This window comes from Kribbella sp. NPDC051718, from assembly GCF_040681515.1.
GTDB lineage: Bacteria > Actinomycetota > Actinomycetes > Propionibacteriales > Kribbellaceae > Kribbella.
In genome coordinates this window covers 185,465-207,813 of sequence record NZ_JBFAYZ010000008.1, presented here as the reverse complement: position 1 = coordinate 207,813, position 22,349 = coordinate 185,465, and the positions used below count along the sequence as shown (strand labels likewise).

At 68.2% G+C, this 22,349-nt stretch carries 24 protein-coding genes and 1 pseudogene; 17 read left to right on the top strand and 8 right to left on the bottom strand.

The features are described from left to right. Positions 1-178 precede the first annotated feature (178 nt). The 5 genes from malQ to AB0M15_RS28815 all read left to right on the top strand — a co-directional run bounded on the left by malQ (position 179) and on the right by AB0M15_RS28815 (position 4,480). Positions 179-2,296, top strand: a complete 2,118-nt coding sequence (gene malQ, locus AB0M15_RS28835; protein ID WP_363824579.1) for a 4-alpha-glucanotransferase — start codon at positions 179-181, stop codon at positions 2,294-2,296. Positions 2,297-2,433: 137 nt separating this feature from the next. Further along, the gene (locus tag AB0M15_RS28830) at positions 2,434-3,075 is read left to right on the top strand and encodes a lytic polysaccharide monooxygenase (RefSeq protein ID WP_363824578.1); all 642 of its coding nucleotides are present in this window, start codon (positions 2,434-2,436) and stop codon (positions 3,073-3,075) included. A gap of 162 nt (positions 3,076-3,237) precedes the next feature. Further along, positions 3,238-3,738 (top strand): hypothetical protein, encoded by a 501-nt coding sequence (locus tag AB0M15_RS28825; RefSeq protein ID WP_363824577.1) that lies wholly within the window; start codon positions 3,238-3,240, stop codon positions 3,736-3,738. A gap of 78 nt (positions 3,739-3,816) precedes the next feature. Then, positions 3,817-4,095 carry a hypothetical protein gene (locus tag AB0M15_RS28820; RefSeq protein WP_343971310.1) on the top strand — a complete coding sequence of 93 codons (279 nt, stop codon included), beginning with the start codon at positions 3,817-3,819 and terminating at the stop codon, positions 4,093-4,095. Further along, positions 4,082-4,480 carry a DUF5130 family protein gene (locus AB0M15_RS28815; RefSeq protein ID WP_363824576.1) on the top strand — a complete coding sequence of 133 codons (399 nt, stop codon included), beginning with the start codon at positions 4,082-4,084 and terminating at the stop codon, positions 4,478-4,480. The genes AB0M15_RS28820 and AB0M15_RS28815 overlap by 14 nt, the downstream gene beginning before the upstream one ends. 49 nt (positions 4,481-4,529) lie before the next feature. On the opposite strand, the gene AB0M15_RS28810 is transcribed toward AB0M15_RS28815, so the two are convergent. The 3 genes from AB0M15_RS28810 to pepN form a co-directional block, all read right to left on the bottom strand. Next, positions 4,530-5,378, bottom strand: a complete 849-nt coding sequence (locus AB0M15_RS28810; protein ID WP_363824575.1) for a hypothetical protein — start codon at positions 5,376-5,378, stop codon at positions 4,530-4,532. 209 nt (positions 5,379-5,587) lie between these two features. Beyond that, positions 5,588-6,145 carry a hypothetical protein gene (locus tag AB0M15_RS28805; protein WP_363824574.1) on the bottom strand — a complete coding sequence of 186 codons (558 nt, stop codon included), beginning with the start codon at positions 6,143-6,145 and terminating at the stop codon, positions 5,588-5,590. Further along, the gene (gene pepN, locus AB0M15_RS28800) at positions 6,145-8,718 is read right to left on the bottom strand and encodes an aminopeptidase N (RefSeq protein WP_363824573.1); all 2,574 of its coding nucleotides are present in this window, start codon (positions 8,716-8,718) and stop codon (positions 6,145-6,147) included. Before pepN ends, AB0M15_RS28805 begins: the two co-directional genes overlap by 1 nt. 214 nt (positions 8,719-8,932) lie before the next feature. Here pepN and AB0M15_RS28795 point away from each other — a divergent pair, with 214 nt between their 5' ends. From AB0M15_RS28795 to AB0M15_RS28765, 7 genes and pseudogenes are all read left to right on the top strand, one after another. After that, a complete protein-coding gene (locus AB0M15_RS28795) occupies positions 8,933-9,529 on the top strand; it encodes a DsbA family protein (protein ID WP_363824572.1) in 597 nt (198 codons plus the stop codon). A 91-nt stretch (positions 9,530-9,620) separates the two neighbouring features. Beyond that, positions 9,621-10,433 (top strand): hypothetical protein, encoded by an 813-nt coding sequence (locus AB0M15_RS28790; RefSeq protein WP_363824571.1) that lies wholly within the window; start codon positions 9,621-9,623, stop codon positions 10,431-10,433. A gap of 112 nt (positions 10,434-10,545) precedes the next feature. Beyond that, a complete protein-coding gene (locus AB0M15_RS28785; protein WP_363824570.1) occupies positions 10,546-11,019 on the top strand; it encodes a ribose-5-phosphate isomerase in 474 nt (157 codons plus the stop codon). 144 nt (positions 11,020-11,163) lie between these two features. Continuing rightward, positions 11,164-12,002: pseudogene (locus tag AB0M15_RS28780) on the top strand (DNA-formamidopyrimidine glycosylase family protein). 83 nt (positions 12,003-12,085) lie between these two features. Continuing rightward, positions 12,086-13,273 (top strand): PP2C family protein-serine/threonine phosphatase, encoded by a 1,188-nt coding sequence (locus tag AB0M15_RS28775; RefSeq protein WP_363824569.1) that lies wholly within the window; start codon positions 12,086-12,088, stop codon positions 13,271-13,273. 526 nt (positions 13,274-13,799) lie between these two features. After that, a complete protein-coding gene (locus AB0M15_RS28770) occupies positions 13,800-14,006 on the top strand; it encodes a hypothetical protein (protein WP_363824568.1) in 207 nt (68 codons plus the stop codon). 32 nt (positions 14,007-14,038) lie between these two features. Continuing rightward, the gene (locus tag AB0M15_RS28765; RefSeq protein WP_363824567.1) at positions 14,039-14,491 is read left to right on the top strand and encodes a hypothetical protein; all 453 of its coding nucleotides are present in this window, start codon (positions 14,039-14,041) and stop codon (positions 14,489-14,491) included. On the opposite strand, the gene AB0M15_RS28760 is transcribed toward AB0M15_RS28765, so the two are convergent. Genes AB0M15_RS28760 through AB0M15_RS28750 form a run of 3 tightly spaced genes read right to left on the bottom strand, consistent with a single transcriptional unit; the run spans position 14,488 to position 15,641 of the window. Further along, entirely contained in the window at positions 14,488-14,868 is a 381-nt protein-coding gene (locus AB0M15_RS28760) for a PIN domain-containing protein (protein WP_363824566.1), read from the bottom strand. The two genes, AB0M15_RS28765 and AB0M15_RS28760, sit on opposite strands and share 4 nt — an antisense overlap. Beyond that, complete coding sequence (locus tag AB0M15_RS28755; RefSeq protein ID WP_363824565.1) at positions 14,868-15,155, bottom strand: DUF1778 domain-containing protein; 288 nt, start codon at positions 15,153-15,155, stop codon at positions 14,868-14,870. Before AB0M15_RS28755 ends, AB0M15_RS28760 begins: the two co-directional genes overlap by 1 nt. A gap of 39 nt (positions 15,156-15,194) precedes the next feature. Further along, complete coding sequence (locus AB0M15_RS28750; RefSeq protein ID WP_363824564.1) at positions 15,195-15,641, bottom strand: MarR family transcriptional regulator; 447 nt, start codon at positions 15,639-15,641, stop codon at positions 15,195-15,197. Positions 15,642-15,720: 79 nt separating this feature from the next. On the opposite strand from AB0M15_RS28750, the gene AB0M15_RS28745 reads away from it, so the two are divergent. From AB0M15_RS28745 to AB0M15_RS28730, 4 genes are all read left to right on the top strand, one after another. Next, positions 15,721-15,897 carry a hypothetical protein gene (locus AB0M15_RS28745; RefSeq protein ID WP_203591232.1) on the top strand — a complete coding sequence of 59 codons (177 nt, stop codon included), beginning with the start codon at positions 15,721-15,723 and terminating at the stop codon, positions 15,895-15,897. 62 nt (positions 15,898-15,959) lie between these two features. Continuing rightward, the gene (locus AB0M15_RS28740) at positions 15,960-16,382 is read left to right on the top strand and encodes a nitroreductase family deazaflavin-dependent oxidoreductase (RefSeq protein ID WP_363824563.1); all 423 of its coding nucleotides are present in this window, start codon (positions 15,960-15,962) and stop codon (positions 16,380-16,382) included. A gap of 89 nt (positions 16,383-16,471) precedes the next feature. Continuing rightward, a complete protein-coding gene (locus AB0M15_RS28735) occupies positions 16,472-17,200 on the top strand; it encodes a CDP-alcohol phosphatidyltransferase family protein (protein WP_363824562.1) in 729 nt (242 codons plus the stop codon). Position 17,201: 1 nt separating this feature from the next. Continuing rightward, the gene (locus AB0M15_RS28730) at positions 17,202-18,098 is read left to right on the top strand and encodes a hypothetical protein (protein ID WP_363824561.1); all 897 of its coding nucleotides are present in this window, start codon (positions 17,202-17,204) and stop codon (positions 18,096-18,098) included. Here AB0M15_RS28730 and AB0M15_RS28725 read toward each other — a convergent pair. After that, positions 18,043-19,221, bottom strand: coding sequence for an AAA family ATPase (locus AB0M15_RS28725; RefSeq protein WP_363824560.1), 1,179 nt, complete (start codon positions 19,219-19,221; stop codon positions 18,043-18,045). The genes AB0M15_RS28730 and AB0M15_RS28725 overlap by 56 nt on opposite strands. A 56-nt stretch (positions 19,222-19,277) precedes the next feature. On the opposite strand from AB0M15_RS28725, the gene AB0M15_RS28720 reads away from it, so the two are divergent. Beyond that, entirely contained in the window at positions 19,278-20,222 is a 945-nt protein-coding gene (locus AB0M15_RS28720; RefSeq protein WP_363824559.1) for a Gfo/Idh/MocA family oxidoreductase, read from the top strand. Here AB0M15_RS28720 and AB0M15_RS28715 read toward each other — a convergent pair. Next, a complete protein-coding gene (locus AB0M15_RS28715) occupies positions 20,219-22,237 on the bottom strand; it encodes an exo-alpha-sialidase (protein WP_363824558.1) in 2,019 nt (672 codons plus the stop codon). The genes AB0M15_RS28720 and AB0M15_RS28715 overlap by 4 nt on opposite strands. Positions 22,238-22,349 lie beyond the last annotated feature (112 nt).

Genomic DNA, 22,349 nt, shown 5'->3' with positions numbered 1-22,349 from the left:
CCCTGCGTCGGGTCTAGCCGAAGAGTAAGGGCAGCAACCGCTCGGGCGGCAGTACCCGATGCACTGTCGTGACGCAGGAGAACGCGTAGTGCCGAATCGCCTGCGCGCGGTGACGTACCAGACCCCCGTGGCGCGCGCCGTTGGGTACACACGCCCGGGATGCGGCAGACTCGCACGCGTGACTGCTCCCACGCCAGCCCTTGTCGAGCTTGCCGTCGCGCACGGAGTGGCGACCGAGTACTGGAACTGGCAGGGCGAACACGTGCAGGTGTCGTCCGAGGTGGTCTCCACAGTGCTGGCCGCGCTCGGTGTCGACGCGTCCACCCCCGAGCAAGCCGCCGATGCGCTGGCGGAGCACCAACTGGCCCGCTGGCGCCGCGTGCTGCCCGCCACGCTGGTGATGCGGGAGGGCTGGACGCCCTGGTTCGCAGTACACCTGCCGCACGGCTCCACTGCCGAGGTCTGGGTCGACCTGGAGGATGGCGGACAGCGCCGGGACATCCCGCAGCAGGAGCACTGGGTCGAGCCCGAGTGGGTCGACGGCGTGCAGATCGGCGAAGCGACGTACCAACTGCCGGGAGACCTGCCACTCGGGTACCACCGGCTGTGCGCGCGCATCGGCACCAACCCGGAGATCTCGGTCGGCTCCCTGATCGTCACCCCGCAACGCCTCGAGCCGCAGCGACTGCAGCGGACCTGGGGCTGGGTGCTTCAGCTGTACTCCGTACGCTCCCGCAGGTCATGGGGTATCGGCGACCTCCACGACCTGGCCGACCTCGCCGCCTGGTCCGCCAATGACCTGGGCGCCGGCTTCGTACTGGTCAACCCGCTGCACGCAGCCGAGACCGCTGGCCGGATGGAGCCCTCGCCGTACCTGCCGGCCTCCCGTAGGTTCGCGAACCCGCTGTACCTGCGCATCGAGGACATCGACGAGTACGGCGACCTCGCACCGGCCGAGCGCGACCGTGTCCGCACCCTGGCCCTGCACGCCCGGGCGCTGAGCGAGGACCCGGATGCGCTGGACCGCGACACCGTCTGGGCGGCCAAGCGTGAGGCACTGCAACTCCTCTTCGGCGTCCGCCCCTCCATCGGCCGCATCGCCGAGTACGGCGCGTACTGCGACCGCGAAGGCCAGGGCCTGATCGACTTCGCCACCTGGGCGGCCATCGCGGATGTGCACGGACCCGAGTGGAGCAAGTGGCCCGAGGAGCTGCAGGACCCGAACGCGCCCGCGGTCGTTGCCTTCCGCAACGACAATCCGGATGCGGTGGAGTTCCACTGCTGGCTGCAGTGGCAGCTCGACGAGCAGCTCGCCCGGACCCAGGCACGGGCCAAGTCGGCCGGTATGTCGCTCGGCATCCTGCACGACCTGGCAGTCGGCGTACACCCCGATGGTGCCGACGCCTGGGCGCTCAAGCGCGTACTGGCCGCAGGCATCCACGTCGGTGCGCCGCCGGACGCGTTCAACCAGCAGGGGCAGGACTGGTCGCAACCTCCGTGGCGGCCGGACGCCCTCGCTGCCACCGGCTATGCGCCCTGGCGGGATCTCGTCCGGGCAGTGATCCGGCACGGCGGCGGGCTGCGGATCGACCACATCCTGGGGCTGTTCCGGCTCTGGTGGGTCACCTCGCCCGAGCGGCCGACCGAGGGCACCTACGTGCGCTACGACCACGAGGCGCTGATCGGCATCCTCGTCCTCGAGGCGTCCCGCGCCGACGTGGTCGTCGTGGGGGAGGACCTCGGCACGGTCGAGCCCTGGGTCCGCGACTACCTCACCGAACGCGGAGTCCTCGGTACTTCGGTGCTGTGGTTCGAGCGCGACGCGAACGGCAACCCGCTCCCGCCCGAGCGCTGGCGCGAACTCTGCCTGGCCACGGTGACGACCCACGACCTGCCGCCGACGGCCGGGTACCTGGCCGGCGACCACGTCGAGCTGCGCGACCGCCTCGGCCTGCTGACCCGCCCGTACGCCGAAGAGCTCGCGGTCGACGAGGCCGAGCGCGACTCCTGGCTGAATGCGTTGCGCGAACGGCACCTGCTGGCGAACGCGGACGGCGATGTCGAGCGCATCGTCGAGGCGCTGCACCGGTACGTCGCGCACACTCCGGCCAAGCTGGTCGGAGTCGCCCTGACCGACGCGGTCGGCGAACGGCGTACCCAGAACCAGCCCGGCACCACAGACGAGTACCCGAACTGGCGGGTTCCGCTGGGCGGCCCCGACGGCATGCCCGTCCTGATCGAGGATCTCCCCAACAACCAGCGGCTCAGAAGACTCATTGGCGTGCTGCACAGCTAGGCAGTATTCGCGGAAAGTAAACAACCGCCTACGAGCTGTTGACAATAGATTTGAACGGTTGTTATCTATTGTCAACGAAGGCGCCTTCCTTCATTCCCCGACCGCCCCCACAACCGGGAATCCGAAGGAGTGTCCGCATGCCGCGAACACGCAAACTCACCCTGGCCGCAGTCGCCGCCGGAGCCTTGGCTCTGACGGTCTCCTCGTCCATCTCCGTGCCGGTGGCCTTTGGCCACGGGTACACCAACTCGCCGATCAGTCGCGCCAAGCTGTGCGCGAACACGACGGTCAAGAACTGCGGCGCGATCCAGTGGGAGCCGCAGAGCACCGAGGGGCCGAAGGGCTTCCCCGGCGCGGGTCCGGCCGACGGCAAACTCTGCTCGGCGGGTCTGCAGCAGTTCAACGAGCTGAACGACCAGCGCGGTGGCGCCTGGCCGGCCACCCAGCTCAGTTCGGGCGCGAACTACGCGTTCAAGTGGCACCTGACCGCGCAGCACGCGACGACGGACTTCAAGTACTACGTCACCAAGCAGGGCTGGAACCAGGGCGCGCCGCTGAGCCGTTCGGCGCTCGACCTGACCCCGTTCCTGACGGTGCCGATGGGTGGTGCCCGGCCTGCCGCCGACATCACCCACAACGGCCGGCTGCCGAGCCGGTCCGGGCGGCACATGATTCTCGCCGTCTGGACGATCGCGGACACCGGCAACGCGTTCTACCAGTGCTCGGACGTCCAGTTCGCCAGTTCGCTGTCGAAGACCGGGACCAATTTCGAGTTCTGACCACATTCGGCGCCCCCCGGCGTGGAGCCGAGCCGACTGCCCTCGGTTCGGTTCCACGCAGCCGGTTGCCGTCTGGCCGGTGAGTGTTCACGTTTGGTTAATAACTTTCCTGGGAATGGCACTCCTTGAAACCTTCCGCCCCGAGTTTCAAGGAGAGTCCCCATGAAGACTTTCGTCCGTCGCGTGACCGTGCCCTTGGTCGCCCTCATGGTCGGGCTGCTGCCCGGCCTGCTGGTGATCGAGAACGCCTCGGCACTCACCAAACTGACCCACGCGCAGGCCGCGTCGATCCTGAGCGCCGCCGGCGTCACCTGGTCGTCCAGCGGCAACTGCTCCGACTGGAACAACTCCACCTGTACGTCCTTCACCAACATCAACGACAGCACCGTGTACGGCGTACGGACGCTGCACACCGCCAGTGGTTGCGCCGTGAACATCACGGGCGGTACCGAGACCGGCCACGCCAGCGGGACCTACAGTCACCGCAACGGCTACAAGGTCGACATCTCGAAGTACACGTGCGTCGGCAACTACATCAAGAACACCTTCACCCGGATCGCCAACCGCGGTGACGGCTACCCGCAGTGGAAGGCCGCCTCCGGCAACATCTACTGCGACGAGGGAAGTCACTGGGACATCACGTACTACACCTGTGGCTGCTAGCGGCTCCTGATCGTCCGCACCCGTCCCGGTCGAGGCCCCGGGGCGGGTGCGGTCGTTTGTAGGACTAGTCTTCTCACCGTGATCACTCTGCTCTCCGGCCACACCGTGCTGGTGTTCGTCGGTATTCCGGTGCTGGTCGTGGCGGTGCTGGCCTTGCTCGTCTTCGCCTCCTCGATCGCACAGGGTCCGCGCTATCGCCCGGGCCTGTCCTGGTGGGCTCCGCCGGTCTGGATCGGCGGCCCGACGGCCACCCGGCCGGACCCGGCCAACCTGCCCGAGCTCCCGGCCGGCACCACCACTGCGACCGCCGGCACCGGCGTCGCCCGTACGACCGGAGGCGCAAGTGCCAGCTGGTGACGCATTCACCCCGGACCAGCTCTACGACATCGAGCGCGCCGTCCGGCACGCCGAGGATGCGTCCGGCCTGCACTTCTCCGTGTACGTCGGGGGAGCGGACTCCGAGACGCGCCCGTTCGCCCTGGAGCTGCTGAACGAGCTGGACGACCCGGACAACAGCATCCTGGTGTACGTCGACCCGGCCGGACGCCGGCTGGAGGTCGTCACCGGCGCGAACGCGCGGCGGCAGCTCTCCGATCACGCGGCCGGCCTGGCTGCGCTGACCATGCAGACGTCCTTCGCCACCGGCGACCTGACCGGTGGCCTGGTCACCGGCGTGCAGCAGCTGGGCACCCACGCCCACCAGCCGCCGCTGCTCCACGCGAACGAGCCCCACAAGCAGTAGGGAGCGCCAACGAGCCCGGCTGATCGATCAGCCGGGCTCTCGTGGTCTGCTAGCCGGGCTTGGCTGCGGGTTCGTACGTCGGGCAGGCGATGTTGGAGTGAACCGCCTGGGTCTTCGCCGCCTGGCAGAGGTTGAGTGCCGCCTCGGCGCTGGGTAGCGCGGACAGGTACACGACCCATGCGTCGGTCTCCGGCTCGAGGCTGCTGTTCGCTATCCCCGGGTACTGGCCGTTGAGGAACATCGCCCGGCCCGGTACGCCGGCGGTGATCAGCTTGGCGGCGAGCTCCTTGGCGAGCTGCTCGGCGTCCATACCGGCGTCCGTCGGGTACTTGTCGAGTACCGCGATCCACTGGCCGCGCCGGAAGACCGGGGTGGCCGGGCCGGTGTTCGGCGTCGCGGACGTCTTGGTGGTGGTCGTCTTGGCCACGGTCGGCTTGGGGGCCGTCGGCTTGACCGCCGGCGGCTTGCGGTCGGCCTTGATGGTGCTGATCGCAGCCGGTGCGGCACCGCTCTCGGTCTTCGGTGGCGCGGAGGTCGCCGGCGCCGGAATCGGCGGATTGCCTTCGCTCTGCGGGGACGAGCCGCCATTTGTCAGGATAAAAGCAGAAGTCGCGACCACTGCGGCAATCGCAATGATCGCGGCTCCGACCGCGGCAGTGGAACGCTTCGATTTCTTCCGGCCCGAATGGCCCGCACCGCGGCCCGCGGAGCGCTTGCCGGCGGCCAGCCGCTCGGCGCGATCGGCCTCACTCTCCAACTGGGAGCCGGCCACGTCCTTCGCCGGTACCGCACGTCCGGCGCGAGCGGCCACCCGGCTGTCGCCGCCGTGGTTGAGCGCACGCGCATTGGCCCGGCCGGTCGAGCGTTTCGCCCGGGTCGGTCCTTTCCGGTCATCCACGTGTGTCACGACAAAGGTCCTCCCCAGATCCCTTGAGTGAATAATTGGGGTCAGCTTAAACCGGAAAACGGGAAAAGTGAGACCCCTTCAGGTGGTGAGAATCTCCTTCTGGACAAGGAGATCGCGGCCCGCGACCGAACCGCGACAGCGCGCTGACATTCAATTGTTTGAATGTCACGGAAAGCGCACGCGACGGTACTGTGCGGAATTCAGGTCCCGGACGGGATGCCGCTCTGCTTCGGGGCCGGCCGCGTGTCCAGGCAGTCGTCGAGCCAGCTGTCGACGTCGACCTCGGCGTTCAGGATGTGGCTCACGTACGACGCCCGCTCGTGGCTGAGGACTTCCTGTTCCCAGACGCACGGAGCGACGCCGATCGGGGCCGGGCGCAGATCGTCGACGTCCAGGCCGCGGAAGATGCTCAGCCGCGACTGGAACTCCTTCGCCCAGCTCTGTACTACGAGGTACGTGGCGTCGTCACTCAGATGGAGGATCACCACGCCCAGCCCGACCGCGCCCATCGCGTCGTCGAATTCCAACTGCTTGGCGGCGGCCGCTCGCGCCACCGCGACCATCTGGTCGTCCCAGGAGCGGCCGCGGGCGGTGATCACGTAGGGCTTCACCATGCGGCCGGGAAAGTGCCACGGCATCAACGGGGTGACCGGTCTCGGCCGGTACGCCTCGGCCAGCCCGGTGAGGGCTACAGCCGAGGCGCCGGCCAGCGACGCCAGTCCTGGTGACGCCTGCTCTAACGAGGGGTCGCCCGACATCAGCCGAGCGCGTCGCGCTTCTGAGCCGCCAGTGCACGCTCCAGGTCGGCACGGGCCTCTCCGACGTACCGGAGGGTCGGTGCGTCGATCGACTCGGCCTCCGCGTCCAGCCAGCTGGACAGCGCCTCCAGCGTCGCCTGCTCGGGCAGGCCGCGCGGCGACAGGTAGACCAGGACGTTCTCGCCCATGGAGGAGCCGAGCCGGGTGTAGACGTCCTTGGCCGCCGTCAGGTACTTGCCGACGTACGGCCGGAGCAGGTCCTCCTGGCCCGGCTGCTGGAAGCCCAGGATGGTCCGGAACTGCGTCTCGTTCGGGGTGTCCTCCGACTCGACGGCGATCTGCCACGCGTCGGCCTTGGCCTCGGCGGTCGGCCGGGCGGCACGCGCCTGGGCCGCCCGCTCCTGGCCGGTCATCGTGGTGTCGTGGGTCAGCTCTTCGTCGATGGCGTCGGCGTCGACCCGGCCGAGCCTGGCCAGCGCGACGATCAGGGTCCAGCGCAGGTCCGTGTCGATGACCAGGCCGTTCGGCAGGTCCGTACCGGCGACCCAGGCGGCCAAACGGTCCGCACCGGCGTCGGAGAACACGCCGCCGATGTAGGCGCGGGCGAATGCGAGCTGGTGGTCGCTACCCGGCTCTGCCCCAGCCAGGAGGTCCGCCAGGGTCTCCTCGTACTGCGCCCGCAGCTCCGCGCGGTGCTCCGGTGCCGCATAGCTGTTGATCGTCGAGGTGGCCTGAGCGAGCAGCGACCGTACGCCGGTGAGGTCCGTCTCGGCGCGAACGCCCTTGAGCACGATGCCGACGTACTGGCTGGCCGGCATCTCCGCGTCGCGGGTCATGTCCCACGCGGCACCCCAGGCGAGCGCCCGGGCGAGCGACTGGTCGAGCTTGTCGATCGAGTCGACCAGGGTCAGCCGGGACCGCTCGTCCAGCCGGATCTTGGCGTAGGTCAGGTCGTCGTCGTTCAGCAGCACCAGGTCGGGCTGGGTCGCGCCGACCAGCTCGGCCAGCTCGGTCCGCGGGCCGTCGATGTCGACCTCGAAGCGCTCGGTCCGGACCAGGCCCGTGTCGGTGAGCCGGTACAGCCCGACCGCGAGCCGGTGCGGCCGCAGGGTCGGGTGGTCGGCTGGAGCGGTCTGCTCGATCGCGAACGTCTGGAACTTGCCGTCCGCGTCGACGGTGAAGTCCGCGCGCAGGGTGTTCACCCCGGCCGTCCGCAGCCAGCGCTCGGTCCAGTCGTCCAGGTCACGCCCGGACGCCTTCTCCAGCGGCTTGAGCAGGTCGGCCAGCTCGGTGTTGCCGAACGCGTGGTCGGCGAAGTACTCCTTCAGCGCGATGATGAAGGTGTCCTCACCGACGAACGCGACCAGCTGGCGCAGCGTCGAGGCGCCCTTGGCGTAGGTGATGCCGTCGAAGTTCACCTCGACCGCGTGCAGGTCGACCATGTCCGCGGCGATCGGGTGCGTCGAGGGCAGCTGGTCCTGCCGGTAGGCCCAGTTCTTCCGGGCGTTGCAGAAGGTCGTCCAGGCGCCGGCGTACTTCGTCGTCGCGGTCGCCTGGGCCCAGTGGCTGGCCCATTCGGCGAACGACTCATTCAGCCACAGGTCGTCCCACCAGGTCATCGTGACCAGGTCGCCGAACCACATGTGCGCGAGCTCGTGCAGCACCGTGTTCGCACGGCTCTCCAGCTCGGCGTGCGTGGTGCGGCTCCGGTAGATGTACTCGTCGCGAATCGTCACGCAACCGGCGTTCTCCATCGCGCCCATGTTGTACTCCGGCACGAAGGCCTGGTCGTACTTGTGGAACGGGTACGGCGTCCCGAAGGCGCGCTCGAACAGCTCGAAGCCCTGCTTGGTCACCTCGAACAGGTCCTCGACGTCGAGCGAGTCGGCCAGCGACGGGCGGCACAGCAACGACATCGGGTACGTGCCGTTCGGGCCGACGTACTCGTCGGTGACGACGTGGTACGGACCGGCCACGACGGCGGTGATGTAGGTCGAGATCGGCTCGGTCGGCGCGAAGCTCCAGGTCGCCAGGTCCTCGCCGCTCGCACCCTTGTACGGGGTCGGCTCGGGGGTCGGCGCGTTCGAGATGACGACCCAGCGGGCCGGCGCGGAGACCGTGAAGGTGAACGGGGCCTTCAGGTCCGGCTGCTCGAAGGTGGTGAACACCCGGCGGGCGTCCGGCACCTCGAACTGGGTGTAGAGGTAGGTCTCCTTGTCGGCCGGGTCGACCGAGCGGTGCAGCCCTTCACCGGTGCGCGAGTAGATGCAGTCGGCGACCACGACGAGCTCGTTGCGCTCGGCCAGACCGTCGAGCTGCAGGCGCGCGCCGTCGTACACGCTGTCCGGGTCCAGTGAGGTGCCGTTCAGCGTCACCTCCCGGACCGTCGCCGCGATCAGGTCGGCGAAGGTGCTGGCGCCGGCTTCGGCGGAGAAGGTGAGGGTGGTCGTCGACGCGAAGGTCGCGGCGCCGCTCGCGGCAGTGGTCAGGTCGAGCTCGATCGCGTAGCTCACGTCACTGACCAGGCCGGCGCGGGTGCGCGCTTCGTTGCGCGTCAGGTTGGTTCCAGGCATGTCGGCATCCTATGCACCTGGATGGTTGCCGGGCCGAGGGTTTCCCCGCGACTTGCGCAAGCTGTGGGAAACCGTTGTCAGAGCTTGATCCGGCGCTGCCGGTGGGTGACAAGGCGGTTCCCGGTGGTGACCGGTCTGGTCCGCTGTTCGTCCGCTGGACGAGACGCCACGCTGACCGGCGTACGAACTGGTTTCAGTTTGTACGATCGAAAACATGACCCCCACCGCTGATTTCTGGTTCGACCCGGTCTGCCCCTGGGCCTGGATGACGTCTCGCTGGATGCTCGAGGTCGAGCAGGTCCGGGACGTGAAGACCGCCTGGCACGTGATGAGCCTGGCGATCCTGAACGAGGAACGTGACGAACACGACGCCAACTGGCAGCGCAAGCTCAGCCTGGTCCGCGTGCTGATCGCGGCCGACCAGAACCACGGCAACGAGGTGCTGCTGCCGCTCTACACCGCACTCGGCAATCGAATCCATGTCGAGGGCCGCGGCTTCAACGGCGCCGGCGTGCTCGAGGAGGCGCTGGAAGAAGCCGGCCTGCCCGCCTCGCTGCTGGAGGCCGCCGACAACGACAAGTACGACGACGCCGTGCGCAAGTCTCACCTGGCCGGGATCGAACTGGTCGGCATGGAGGTCGGTACGCCGGTCATCTCCGTCGAGGGCTCCGCGTTCTTCGGCCCGGTGGTCACGCCGGCGCCCAAGGGTGAGGCGGCCGGCAAGCTCTGGGACGGCGTCCGGCTGGTCGCCGCGACCGACGGATTCTTCGAGCTGAAGCGCACCCGGGACCGGAGTCCCAGCTTCGATTGATCCTTCGAACTTGCTGGGAAGGCTTGAACGTTCCAACAGTCTCGGCGAAGGTTACTCACCAAGTTAATCGTTCAATGGTGAGTAGGTTGCTGTGAAGCTTCTGCGTAGTGGCGAGGCGGTCGTCGTGCCTGTGGGTGTGACGGCCGGTCTCGCGGTGTTCGACCGGCAGACCGGGCAGTTCACCGACGTGTTCAACCCGGATCTGCAGTTCCGCTCGGCGTCGGTGGTGAAGCTGCTGCTGGTGCTCGACTACCTCTGGGACCGCGGTCCGGCGTACGACATCCCCGCGGCTGACAAGGCCCGGCTCGAGGTGATGCTGCGCAGCAGCGACGATGACGCGGCGAGCTACTACTGGGACCACCTCGGCGGCTCCGCGATCATCGACCGGATGGTGCCGCGGCTCGGCCTGACCCATACGGCCGGGCCGCCCGCCACCCACCCGGGCTTCTGGGGGTACGCGGCCTTCACTGCCGCCGACACCGTCCGGATCTACCGCTACCTGCTCGACCAGGCGCCGGCGCCGGTGCGGGACTTCGTGATGGGCAACCTGCACCAGGCGACCCGCCACGGCACCGACGGCTTCGACCAGTACTTCGGGATCGCGTCCGCGTTCGAGCCGCCGTTCGCGATCAAGCAGGGCTGGTCGGGCTTCCGGGGCTCCAGTGGGTACCGCACGGACCAGAACAAGCCGAAGCACGCGACGGTGGACCTCGTCCGGGAGGCGCTGCACACGACGGGGACCGCCGGGCCGGACGACCGGACCATCGTCGCGGTGTACACGCTGCATCCCGCCGGAACGGAGTACGCGAAGGCCTACGCCGACATGACGGCACTGACCAGAGTTCTCACCGTGCCGGGCGCTGTCAAGACGCCTACAGAGCCCGGCGTACCGGACTGTCCATAGTAAGCGGTCGGGGTCGGGGATCCTCCGGCGCTTGCGGCGCCCAGGCACGCACCTGGACACCGCAATCACTCGGACGATCCCCGACCCCGACCGCTATGTAAGACTTCTGGTCATGCGAGTGCACATCGGCTCTGATCACGCCGGCTTCGACCTGAAGAACCATCTGGTCCAGCACCTCGAAGGTGCCGGCCACGACGTCGTCGACCACGGCCCGGCCGTGTTCGACGCGGTGGACGACTATCCGCCGTTCTGCCTGCGGGCAGCGGAAGGGACCGTCGGTGACGAGGGCAGTCTCGGCATCGTGATCGGCGGCTCGGGCAACGGCGAGCAGATCGCCGCGAACAAGGTGAAGGGCGTCCGGGCCGCGCTGGCCTGGAGCGTCGAGACCGCCGAGCTCGGCCGGCTGCACAACAACGCGAACGTCGTCAGCGTCGGTGCGCGGATGCACACCGAGGCGGAGGCGACCGCGTTCGTGGAGAAGTTCCTCGCCACCGCGTACTCCGGCGAGGAGCGGCACACCCGGCGGATCGAGATGCTGTCGAACTACGAGGAGACCGGCGAGCTTCCGCCGTTGCCCTCCTCCTGATCTTCTTTCTGCTTGCGGACCGGCCGGTCCGGGGTGCGGGGCCTGGAGACGTCCCTGGCCCGCATGGAGCGGCCGGTACCGACCACTGCCGGGGTCGGCGCGCTGCCACGGCCTTTACCTGATGTCAGACCCATAAGAGGAATCATGCCCGAAGGTCACACCCTGCACCGGCTCGCGAACGACGTCTGGGCCGACTTCGGCGGCCAGGTGGTCCGCGCCTCCAGCCCGCAGGGCCGGTTCGTCGAGGGCGCGGCGCTGCTCGACGGGCACGTCCTGCGCGGGACCGAGGCGCACGGCAAGCATTTCCTGGCCGACTTCGAGGGCGCCGGCTGGCTGCACATCCACCTCGGGCTGATCGGCAAGATGGACTTCGGCACGATCGAGGCCGGCGACCCGGCGCCGCAGCCGGTGGGTCAGGTCCGGCTCAGGTTGCAGAACGCTACGGCGTACTCCGATCTGCGCGGCGCGACCGTCTGCGAAGTACTGACCGACGGCGAGCGGGAAGCGCTGATCAAGCGGCTCGGTCCCGACCCGTTGCGCGACGACGCCGATCCCGACCTGGCCTGGAAACGGATCCACCGCAGCAAGCTGCCGATCGGCCAGCTGCTGATGGACCAGGAAGTGTTGAGTGGCGTCGGCAACGTGTATCGCGCCGAGGTGCTGTTCCGCGCGAAGCTGCACCCCAAGACGCCGGCCACCTGGTCAAGAAGAAGGAATGGCAGGGGATGTGGAACGACCTGCTCGAGCTGATGAAGTACGGCGTCGAGACCGGCCGGATCGACACCGTCGCCGCCGACCACACCCCCGAGGCGATGGGCCGCGACCCGCGCCAGGACGACCACGGCGGCGAGGTCTACGTGTATCGCCGGCAGGGGCAGCACTGCCTGGTCTGCGACTCGGTGATCCGGACCGAGATCCTGGCCGGGCGCAACCTTTTCTGGTGCCCGAAATGCCAGCGGACCGGGCTCACCCGGCGCGGCTGACGGGTCTCGTTTGTGAAAAGGCTGCAATCAACCTGTGACAATGTGATGCGCGGACCGGATGGTGCCGTTATCTTCATCTCACCATGAGTAGCGGCGGTGGCGGCAACGCTGTTCTGCGACGGGTCGGCAACCGGGCCGAGTCGTTGCTTCGGCGCGCGCAGAAATCACACCAGCTGGCCTTTCTCGGTCTGCTGGCGTTGACGGTCACGGTCAGTTCCGCCGCACTGGCGATGCCGTCCTTCATACCCACCAGCGCCCTCGTCATACCTCTGCTGCTCGGCGGAATGATGCTGCGCTTCCGGCCGCTGGTGCTGCTGACGGTGTTCGCCCTGCTCACCGGCTCGTACGTCGTGTCGGAACGGGCGGCCGGGTTGCCGAAGACCGGGTTCGTGCTGGTGCTCGGGCTGATCGCGTGGATCATCCTGGCCGGGGCGAAGGTTCGCAGCCGGCTCGGCGTCCAGGGCACCCGCGGCGAGACGATGCTGATGGAGTTGCGCGACACGCTGACGGCTCAGGGCGAATTGCCGACGCTTCCTCCGGGGTGGCGGGCCGAGCAGGCGATCCGGTCGGCGGGTGGGGCGTCGTTCTCCGGCGACTTCGTGGTGTCGACGACGCGGGCCGACGAGGTGCTCGAGATCGCGCTGGTCGATGTGTCGGGCAAGGGAATCGATGCCGGGACGCGGGCGCTGCTGTTGTCCGGCGCCTTCGGCGGGTTGCTGGGGGTGGTACCGGTCGAGGAGTTCCTGCCGGCGGCCAACCACTACCTGCGGCGCCAGGACTGGAACGACGACTTCGCGACCGTGGTGCACGTGGCGATCACGCTGGCGACGGGCGACTTCGAAGTACGGACCGCCGGGCATCCGCCGGCGATCCAGTTCGACGCGTGGTCGGGGCGGTGGCAGACGCGGGACGCCGACGGGCCGTTGCTCGGGCTGGTCGAGACGCCGGACTTCGTGGTCAATCGCGGTCAGTTGAAGATGGGCGACGCGCTGTTCCTCTACAGCGACGGCATGGTCGAGACGCCCCGGCGCGACATCGAGCGGGGGACCGACCGGCTGGTGGGTCACGCCGAGCGGCTGGTCGCGACCGGCTTCAAGGGCGCGGCGCTCGAGCTGGTCGACGAGATCGGCGGACCGGGCGACGACTCGGCGATCGTGGTCATCCACCGCAAGACGAACCCCTCCGAAACACCGGACTGCGCGACAGCGCGCCCAGGATTCACCACGAAGATGCAGCGCCGTAAGGCAGCAATGCTTCGCTACGCCCGCTGAGGGCGCGGCTAACTGCTTGAAGAGACACCTTTCGCGCGCATACTGCTGAAAGAGGGATTCGTCGCTCGAACGGGGCAGTGCCGTGATCGCTAACTCGGCCAGGATGTTGCCGCTACTGCTGATCGCCTTCGTCGCGCTCGTTTTCGGCTCGCAACCGGCCCTCGCGGAGGAACTGCCGCCTTCGCCTCCGGTGGCTTCTGAATCGCCTTTGCCCTCGCCTTCGGAAACACCACCGAGTACGCCGCCTACGCCCTCGCCGTCGACTCCGCCGGTCACGCCGCCGTCGACTCCACCCACCAGCCCGTCGCCGACGCCACCCGGTCCGCCGGTGGTCACCTGTCAGCCTTCGAGGGCGTTCGCGCTGGGGTGTTCCCATGGACGTCCGACGTTCCCCGCTCGACCGGTGCCGCCCGTGCAGTCGACCGCGCCCGAGACGGCCACCCCGACCAGCTCTGAGCCGGCTCCACCGGTTTGGCGGGGTGGGCCGAGCGATGAGCCGTCGAGGCGCCAGTCGACTACGGGCGCGGTGGAGGAGCCTACGGTCGCACCCAGTACGCCGGCGTTGCTACCGCCGGCGGCGGGCGGAGTACAGGTTGAGGGGGTTGCTCTGGCTCGGAACGTTGCGCCGGTGCTGCCGTTCGGCGTACTAGGGGGCATCTTCCTCTCATCCGGCGGCCTACTGCTGGCTGCGGCCGTCCTCCTGCTGCGCCGTCGAGGCAAGCACTCCTACTGACCTGGCCGCGGCATGGCGTACCGTGCTCGGTCGTGACGATAGATGGGGTGGACAGCGGCGCCGACAGAAGCGCACCAGACGTCTCGTTCGACGAACTACTGGCGATGACACCGCCGTCGATGCGCGACGTCTTCCCCGAGACCCACTGGCAACTGGGCAAACTCTGGGCCCTGGACCTCCGCGTAGAACCTGTCGAGGTGGCCGACCTCCTCTGGATGTTCGACCTCCCGCTCTGGCAGCTGAACGGCGAACGCTTCAAGCTCACCCCCAACCAGGTAGCCGCCACCCCCATGAACTACCGCGCCCACTACGAACGAGTCATGGACGCCGACCTCGACTTCCCCATCCACCTGGTCGCCTACCGCGGCCGCCTGGTAGTCCTGGACGGCGTCCACCGCCTGCTAAAAGCCCACTTCCTCCGCCGCCGCTGGATAGAAGCCAAAATCGCCACCGCCGCCCAACTCCAGCAGTGCACCCCCAGCTAGACGGTGTAGAGCTGGAGTTTCACGCCGATCGATGAGGCCAAGTGGGTCAGGTCGTCAGGATCACTGGTGACCACCGATGCCTGATGCTGCACGGCGGTCACCACGACGATCGCGTCGACCACGTCAGCCGTGCCTGAGGATTTGCAGATGACACCGGCGGCTCGGCCGACCCGCAGATCGTCCGACACGATGTCGCATCCCTTGAGCAACCGGGAGATCTGGTGTTGTGGTCCGCCTCGCCAGACCTGGGCGAGGACGACTACCGGCACGATGGGGCGAACGTGAGCCGCGGCCAACTCCTTGTGCAGGATAAGCATGCGTGGCGAACCGCGCTCGGCCGCCACCAGGGCGCCTGCGTCGTAGACGATCGAGCGCACTAGCCGGCCGACTGCCAGTTGTCGTCGTCAAGCAGACCGGCTTCCATCATGAACTCCCGGGCGTTCCGCCGGTGCTCCTCGGCGATCGGCCCGTTCTCCGCTTCGTACTCCTCGACCAACTCGCGGGCGGCAGCGAGCCCCGCAGCATGAGCGGCGGCTGCTTGCGCCTTCTCCACGGCGGCCTCGGCCAGCCATGCGGAGACAGGCTTGCCCTCTTCTGCCGCTGCGGCCTTGATCGTTTCCTCGACCTCGGGTGGCACCGAGATCGACAGCTTCCGTGCCGTCATGGACTCCATGGTAGCAATGGTAGGAATGGATTCCTACCATCAATCGGTGGCTGCGGCGATGACTCTGGTGAGGGATTTGTGGAGGGCTTCTAGTTCTTCGAGGGGCATGCCTAGGCGGCTGATTATTGCGGGTGGGATCGCCAGTGCCTGGGTGCGGAGGGATTGGCCGGACTCGGTGAGGGTTACTGCTAGCGAGCGTTCGTCGCGGGGGTCTCGGGCTCGGGTGATGAAGCCGCTGGACTCGAGGCGTTTGAGTAGGGGGGAGAGGGTGCCGGGGTCCAGTGCGAGCAGGTTGCTGAGTTGCTTGACCGATAGGGGTGATTCCTCCCACAGGGCGAGCATGACCAGGTACTGCGGGTGGGTCAGGCCCATGGGGTCCAGCAGCGGGCGGTAGAGGGCGATCACGCTGCGGGAGGCCACTGCGAGTGCGAAGCAGACCTGGCGGTCGAGGGCTAGTAGGTCGACCTCTTCGGATGTCCCGGGCATATCTCTCCTTCGAGCTGTGTTGACTACAGTATCAGTTGGTGTACAAACTATTGCCACACCAAGCAATTGGAGAGACCTGATGAGCAAGAAGACCGACGGCCTGAGCCTCCCGTACAAGATCCGCTGGCGCCTGACCTGGCTGCTGCTTCACATCGCCGGCCCCGCGACGCTCCCCGACCACCTCGACCCCCGCCGCCGGATGGAACGCGAACGCGCCGCCCGGGTAGCCCGCTTCCAGGCTGCCCACCACGCCTGAACAGGCGAACGGTTGCCCGATAGGGCAGGGTGGGTGACATGTCATCCTCTGAAGAAGAATATGTGCCCAGTCCGACCGGCTGGGTTCGGGCCGCCGTCGAGAAGATGGTGGCGGCCGGCGATACCAGCGTCGGTGGGTTCAACGGTATGCAGGTCGTGCTGATGACCATGCGCGGCGCCAAGTCCGGCAAGCTGCGCAAGGTGCCGGTGATGCGGGTCGAGCACGACGGCGTGTACGCTGCGGTCGCCTCGCTCGGCGGCGCGCCGAAGAACCCCGTCTGGTACTACAACCTCCTGGCCGACCCCAAGATCCAGCTGCAGGACGGCGAGCGCACCGGCGAGTACGTGGCCCGTGAGATCGACGGCGAGGAGTACAAGCTGTGGTGGAAGCGCTCGGTGGAGGCCTTCCCGAACTACGCCGAGTACCAGACCAAGACCACCAGGATCATCCCGTTGTTCCTGCTGGAGCCGGTCGCCGCGAGTTGAGCACCCGCCTCATGAGACCCTGACTCTCTGAAGTCCGGGGCGTTGCGCCCGGCCGAGTTCTGGGAGTTCTCCTGACCACACACGACGCGGTGCGGGAACCGTTCGTCGGGTCGACGCGGTTGCGTCTGGCCGGACTTGCACTGCACGCCTATACCGCGAGCGGAACGGTGCTCGCGTTGCTGATCGTGATCGCGGCGATCGACGGGGACGCGGTCCGCGCGCTCTGGCTCGGCCTGGCCGCGCTCTGGATCGACGGTACCGACGGGATGATCGCGCGACGGCTCCGGGTGAAGGAGACGATCCCGTGGTTCGACGGCGCGATGCTGGACAACATCGTCGACTACCTGACGTACGCGTTCGCGCCGATCGTGTTGCTGTGGACCGGCGGCTACCTGCCGCACGGCTTCATCGGCGCCGCGCTGGCCGCGCTGCCGCTGCTTGCCTCCAGCTACCAGTTCTGCCGGACCGACGCGAAGACCGACGACCACTTCTTCCTGGGCTTCCCGAGCTACTGGAACGTGGTCGCCTTCTACGTCGTCGTGCTCGACCTCGGCCAGACCGCGACCGGCATCATCCTGCTGACCTGCTCGATCCTGGTCTTCATCCCGATCAAGTACGTCTACCCCTCGCGGACCAAGGCGTTCCGGACCACGAACCTGGTCACCACGCTGATCTGGCTCGGCTCGTACGCCGTCCTGCTGACCCAGATGCCGAACCCGAGCGCGATCGTGGTCGCGATCTCGCTGGCCTATCTCGTGTACTACGGGGTGCTCAGCCTGTACCTCACCTTCTGGGCCCCCAGGCGCAAGGCCGGCTGAGTTGATCCTCGGACTGGGCGCGGCCCTCGGAGCCGCAGTCGTCTTCGGGATCGCGTCGATCCTCCAGGCGGTCGGTTCGCGCAAGGTGCCGACCGGCTCGGAGCTCGACCCGCGGCGCTTCGGCGGGTTCGTCATCGCCCTGCTCAAGCAACCCGCGTGGCTCGGTGCCCTCGTGCTCCAGCTGGCCGGCTTCGGACTGCACTTCGTCGCGCTACGTCTCCTTCCCCTGTACCTCGCCCAGGCAGGTATCGCGGTCAGCCTCGTGGTCACCGCGTTGCTGGCGACCCGGCTGATGGCGGACAAGCTGTCCGGGATCGAGTGGTCGGCCGTTGTCGCGGTCTGCGGCGGACTCGGGCTGCTCGCGGTCTCGTCGGGTGACGCGGGGGAGGCCGCGGTCCATCACGGCCTGACGATCGGACTCATCGTCGGGTTGATCGCCATCGCGGTGCTCGGTGGCGTGGCGAGCCGCTCCCAGCACGCGAGTGCGACCGCAGTACTCGGCGTACTTGCCGGATTCGGGTACGCCGGAGTGGCGATCTCCGCGCGGATGCTCGACGACAGCTCCATCGGCGCGCTGTTCTCCAGCCCGACGACGTACACGCTGCCCGTCTCGGCCGCCCTCGCCTTCCTCCTCTACTCACTGGCCCTGCAACGCGGCTCGGTAACCCTCGCGACCACCCCGATGATCGCCCTCCAAACGATCACCCCAGCCGCCGTCGGCGTCTTCCTCCTCGACGACAAGATCCGCGACGGCTGGTACACCGGCGCCATCGCGGGCTTCGCCATCACCGCCATCGGCGCCCTGATCCTCGTCCGCTTCGAAAGCGTCAAGGACGAGACCGCTACCGACTCGGCCACTTCCACGGAGGCTCGTCCAGAGGGCGCTGACCCTCGATAACCGTCTGCCCGAACTCCTTCACGAGCTCGATCGTCCGGAAGTCGAGCCTGCTCTCGTCGGAGCCGGCCCGGAGCGCGGCCTGGAACGGCCGCGAGTGGGTCACCACGATCACTTGGGTGTTCTCGGCCGAGGAGACGACCAGATTCGCCAACGCGGGCAGGAGATCCGGGTGCAGACTCGTCTCGGGCTCGTTGAGGACGAGCAGCGCCGGCGGCCGCGGGGTCAGCAACGCGGCCACCCACAACAGATACCTGAGCGTCCCGTCGGACAGCTCCGCCCCGGACAACGGCCGCAGCAGTCCGTGCTGGTGAAACGCGATCTCGAACCGGCCGCCGTTGTTCCGGATGCTCAGCTTGCTCCCGGGGAAGGCCTGCTCGATCGCCCGGTCGAGTGCGCCGGGCGCGCCGATCTCCCTGATCGTCTGGAGTGCGGCCGCGACGTCGGCGCCCTCCGGCCCGAGCACCGTCGTGCGGGTTCCTATCTGAACCTGCCGGGCGGGAGCGTCGGAGTCGGTGCGCAGATGGTCGTAGAACCGCCAGGACCGCATCCGCTCCCGGAGGCTCAGGAGCTCCGGTGCACGGTCGGGGTCGGCGTACTCGCTGAGCATGCTGTCGAAAGACTGCAGGCGGTGTCCGCTGTCATGCCACTTGCCGTCGTCGTCCCGGATCCGCACTCCGCTGTTCTTCCGCTCGGCCAGCAACGAGGCCGGTCGCAGGAACGGGCCGGCCCACAACACCTCGCCCTTGATCTCCGGGTCGAGCGCAAACTCTGAGTTGCTGGGGAGCGGCAACCCGAGATCCATCGCGTAGCCGTAGTCCTCCGACGCGAACCCCATCCGGAGATGGACCGCCTTCGAACGTACCGTCCCCTGGATCGGTTGCTCACCTCGCCGGACCGCCTTCGAGACGGTCTCCGGACCGGCCCACAAGGTCGATTGCAGTCCACCCTCCCGCGCCAGCGCCGCCACCGCGCCGTTCCGCGAGGCATCGGCCAGCAGCCGCAAAGCCCTGTACAGACTCGACTTCCCGGTCCCGTTCGCCCCGCTGACCACGTTCAGCCGCCCCAGCGGCACGACCAGGCGCAACAACGACCGGTAGTTCTCAATCGCCAACGTGGTCAACATGTCTGCCAACGTAGCCGTCGCCGGGGACAGATCCCCGAGGACGGCAGACTGTCTCCATGACCACACCGATCCGCCTTGGCATCGTCGGGCTGGGGGCGATGGGCCGCCATCTGCTCGCCGAAGCTCTCGACCACCCGGACTTCACTGTCACCCGCGCGGTCGACCTCGCCCCGGCCACCGTCGCCGCGCTACAGGCCGAGCACCCCGCCGTCCACTTCAGTACTTCGATCGCGGACGTGATCGCGGCCGACGATGTCGACGCGGTCTACGTCGCGACCCCGCCGGCCACGCATGCGGCGCTCGTAGTACCTGCTTTCGAGGCTGGTCAGGCGGTGTTCTGCGAGAAGCCGCTGGCTGTCTCCGACGAAGATGCCGCGGCGATGCTCGCAGCGGCGGTAGGGAAGGCGGCGGGCGTGAACTTCTCGTTGTCCGACCGGCAGTCCACCCGGTACGTCGAGCAGGCGATCGCCGACGGGCGCGTCGGTGACGTACTCGGGGTCGAGATCCGGCTCGCGTTCCCGGTCTGGCCGCGGGGATTCCAGGCGGAGGCGACCTGGGTGAGGGAGCGTGCACAGGGCGGGTTCGTCCGCGAGGTCTTCTCGCACTTCGCGTACCTCACCGATCGGCTGGTCGGCCCGCTGCGGGCGGTTCACACGGAGTTGGAGCACCGGACCGCGGCGAGTGAGACGGCGGCGTACGGGCTGATGAAGGCGGGGGAGATCCCGGTCCAGCTGAGCGGCGTCGTCGGCGCCGCCGGGCCGGAGACCTATGAGTGGATCCTGCGGGGGACCAAGCAGTCCTTCAAGCTGACCGGATGGCGCGACCTGTTTGTTGCTGAGGACAACGAATGGCGGCCGGTCGAACTCACCGGTGAGCTCGGCTCGGAGGCGACCCGGTTGACGCTGTTCGCCCAGGCGGTCCGCGGCGAGCACCCGCGCGATCTGGCGGACTTCGCAGCAGCCGAGCGGGTCCGGCAGGTCGTCGAAGCCTTCCACCACTAGGCCTGGCGGCGGAAGCGGACCGCGTCGGCGATCACGAAGCCGTCCGCGGCGTCGGTGAGCTGGACGTAGCCGGCGAGCCCCGCCTTGAAGGTGAAGATGCCGAGGGAGAGCCACTCGCCGGTGCGGTTGTCGGGGGTGGCTCGGACTCGCTGGTTGACGGTGACCGTGGTGGTGCCGGTCGCGTGGCGGACGGCGTACTTGGCGTTGGTGGCCCGGTTCGGGTCGGCCGTGTAGGAGACCAGTACTTCGTATCGCCCGTCGCCGGGGATGGCCGGACGGAAACGAGCCAGGTTGGTGCCGGTGCCCTTGGCGTGGGTGAGGTAGTTGAAACCGTAGTAGCCGGGGATGCTGCGGCCGCTGTTCCAGGTGCCGACCGTTTCGAAGCCGAGCGTGTCGTTGTCGACCGTGATCTCCTCCCGGACGTCGGGCTTGGCGGGAGCGGTGATGAGGCTCAGACGGTCGAGGGAGAGAGCAGTACCTCCGCCCCGCCCCGCACCGGTCGTGGTGAACCGGATCGTGTGCCGGCCGGGCAGGAGCCGGCGCTGGTCGAGCAGCAGTACGTCGTACCCGTCGCCGCGGAAGGAGGTGAGGTCGATGGTGTTGTTGCGCGGCGCCAGACCGTCCACCGCCACAGTGACCAGCCCACCGTCCGCCGACCGGAAGTACCGCAGCCATAGCTCGTACTGCCCGTCCGCACCGACCACGAACGGGTACTCGAGGACGTCACCGACCGCCTGCACAGCCAGCCGTGGATGGCCGAGGTCGTAGTCGCGCCGGGTCAGCCCCGGACCGGTAGCGAGGCTGTCGCGCCCCTGCGTGAGCCACTCGAGGTTGAACCGGGCGACGGCCACCCGGCGAGGACTACCGGCGAGATCGCCGTCGCAGCCGTACAGCAGCACGATCGTGCCGTCGGACAACCGGGCCAGGTCGGAGTAGAACGACCGCCCCGGGTAGACGGTCCGGCTGTACCGGTACGACTCCTTCTCGTCGTAGCTGACCGCCACCGTCATGTTCCAGCGCATCGGTGAGTCCGGCCGGCTGAGCAGCACCCGGTTCACGTCAGTACCACCGCTGTAGCGCGTGAGTCCCATATCGACGCCGTTGAAGAGTCCGGCGCCGAAGTCCATCACCGGCAACGACCAGCTCAGCCCATCGTCCGTACTGACCGCGTACCCGTGCGGCCAGTCGCCACCCGAGCCGACCCGGGTGTTCAACACGACCGTGCCGTCGTCCCGCTGCAGCAAGCGGGACTCACCGACATGCGGGAGGGCCGGACCCAGCGGTATCTCGCCACCGGACTTCCAGGTACGCCCGTGGTCGTCGCTGTAGATGCTGGAGGCCCCGTACTTCCGATCCTCCGCCGGAACGCCGGTGATGGTCCGGTGGCCGACGGTCAGGAGGAGCCGGCCGGACTCGAGCTGGATCCCGTGCCCCGGCCCCGGCCCGTGCATGGCCCAGTTGTAGGGGAAGTGGTCGAACAGACCGGCCAAACTGCGTCGCTCGCCCCAACTAGAGCCACCGTCGGTGCTGGAGCGGTAGTAGACCGTGCCGGAGTCGGATGAGCAGCTGGTGTTCTCCGGGAGGCGCTCACAGAGGTTGTAGAAGAGGAACACTTCACCGGTGGACTTGTCGACGACAAAGGCCGGGTTGGCCCAGCTCTGCCCGCCCACCGACGGCTCTACTGCCTGGGTCGGGGTCCAGGTCTTCCCGCCGTCGGTACTGCGCCGGATGAGCAGGTCATGCGGTCCCGCGTCGCAGACCTCGTGGCGTCCTTCCGTACAAGCGATGATCGTGTCGTCGGGCAGCACCGCGAGGCCGTAAACGAAGTAGCTGGCCAGTGGGTCGACGGTGTTGTCCCACAGCGTTGTCTCAGAGAAGGACGGAGCGGCAGACAACGCGGACGCGGAAGCGGGTGCGGCGGGCAGTGCGGAGGCGGGCGTGGCGGGCAGCGCGGAGGCCGCGGCACCTCCAGCGAGCCCGATGGTGAAGACGCGGCGGCTGATGGGCAGGCTCATGGAGCACTCCTCGGGAACCGGGGCGGGCGGTCGTGAGGAAGCTAGCCGGGGATCCGAACGCAGAGCCAGGCGTTCCAGCGGCCAACACTGGACATTGACCACAACTGGCCCC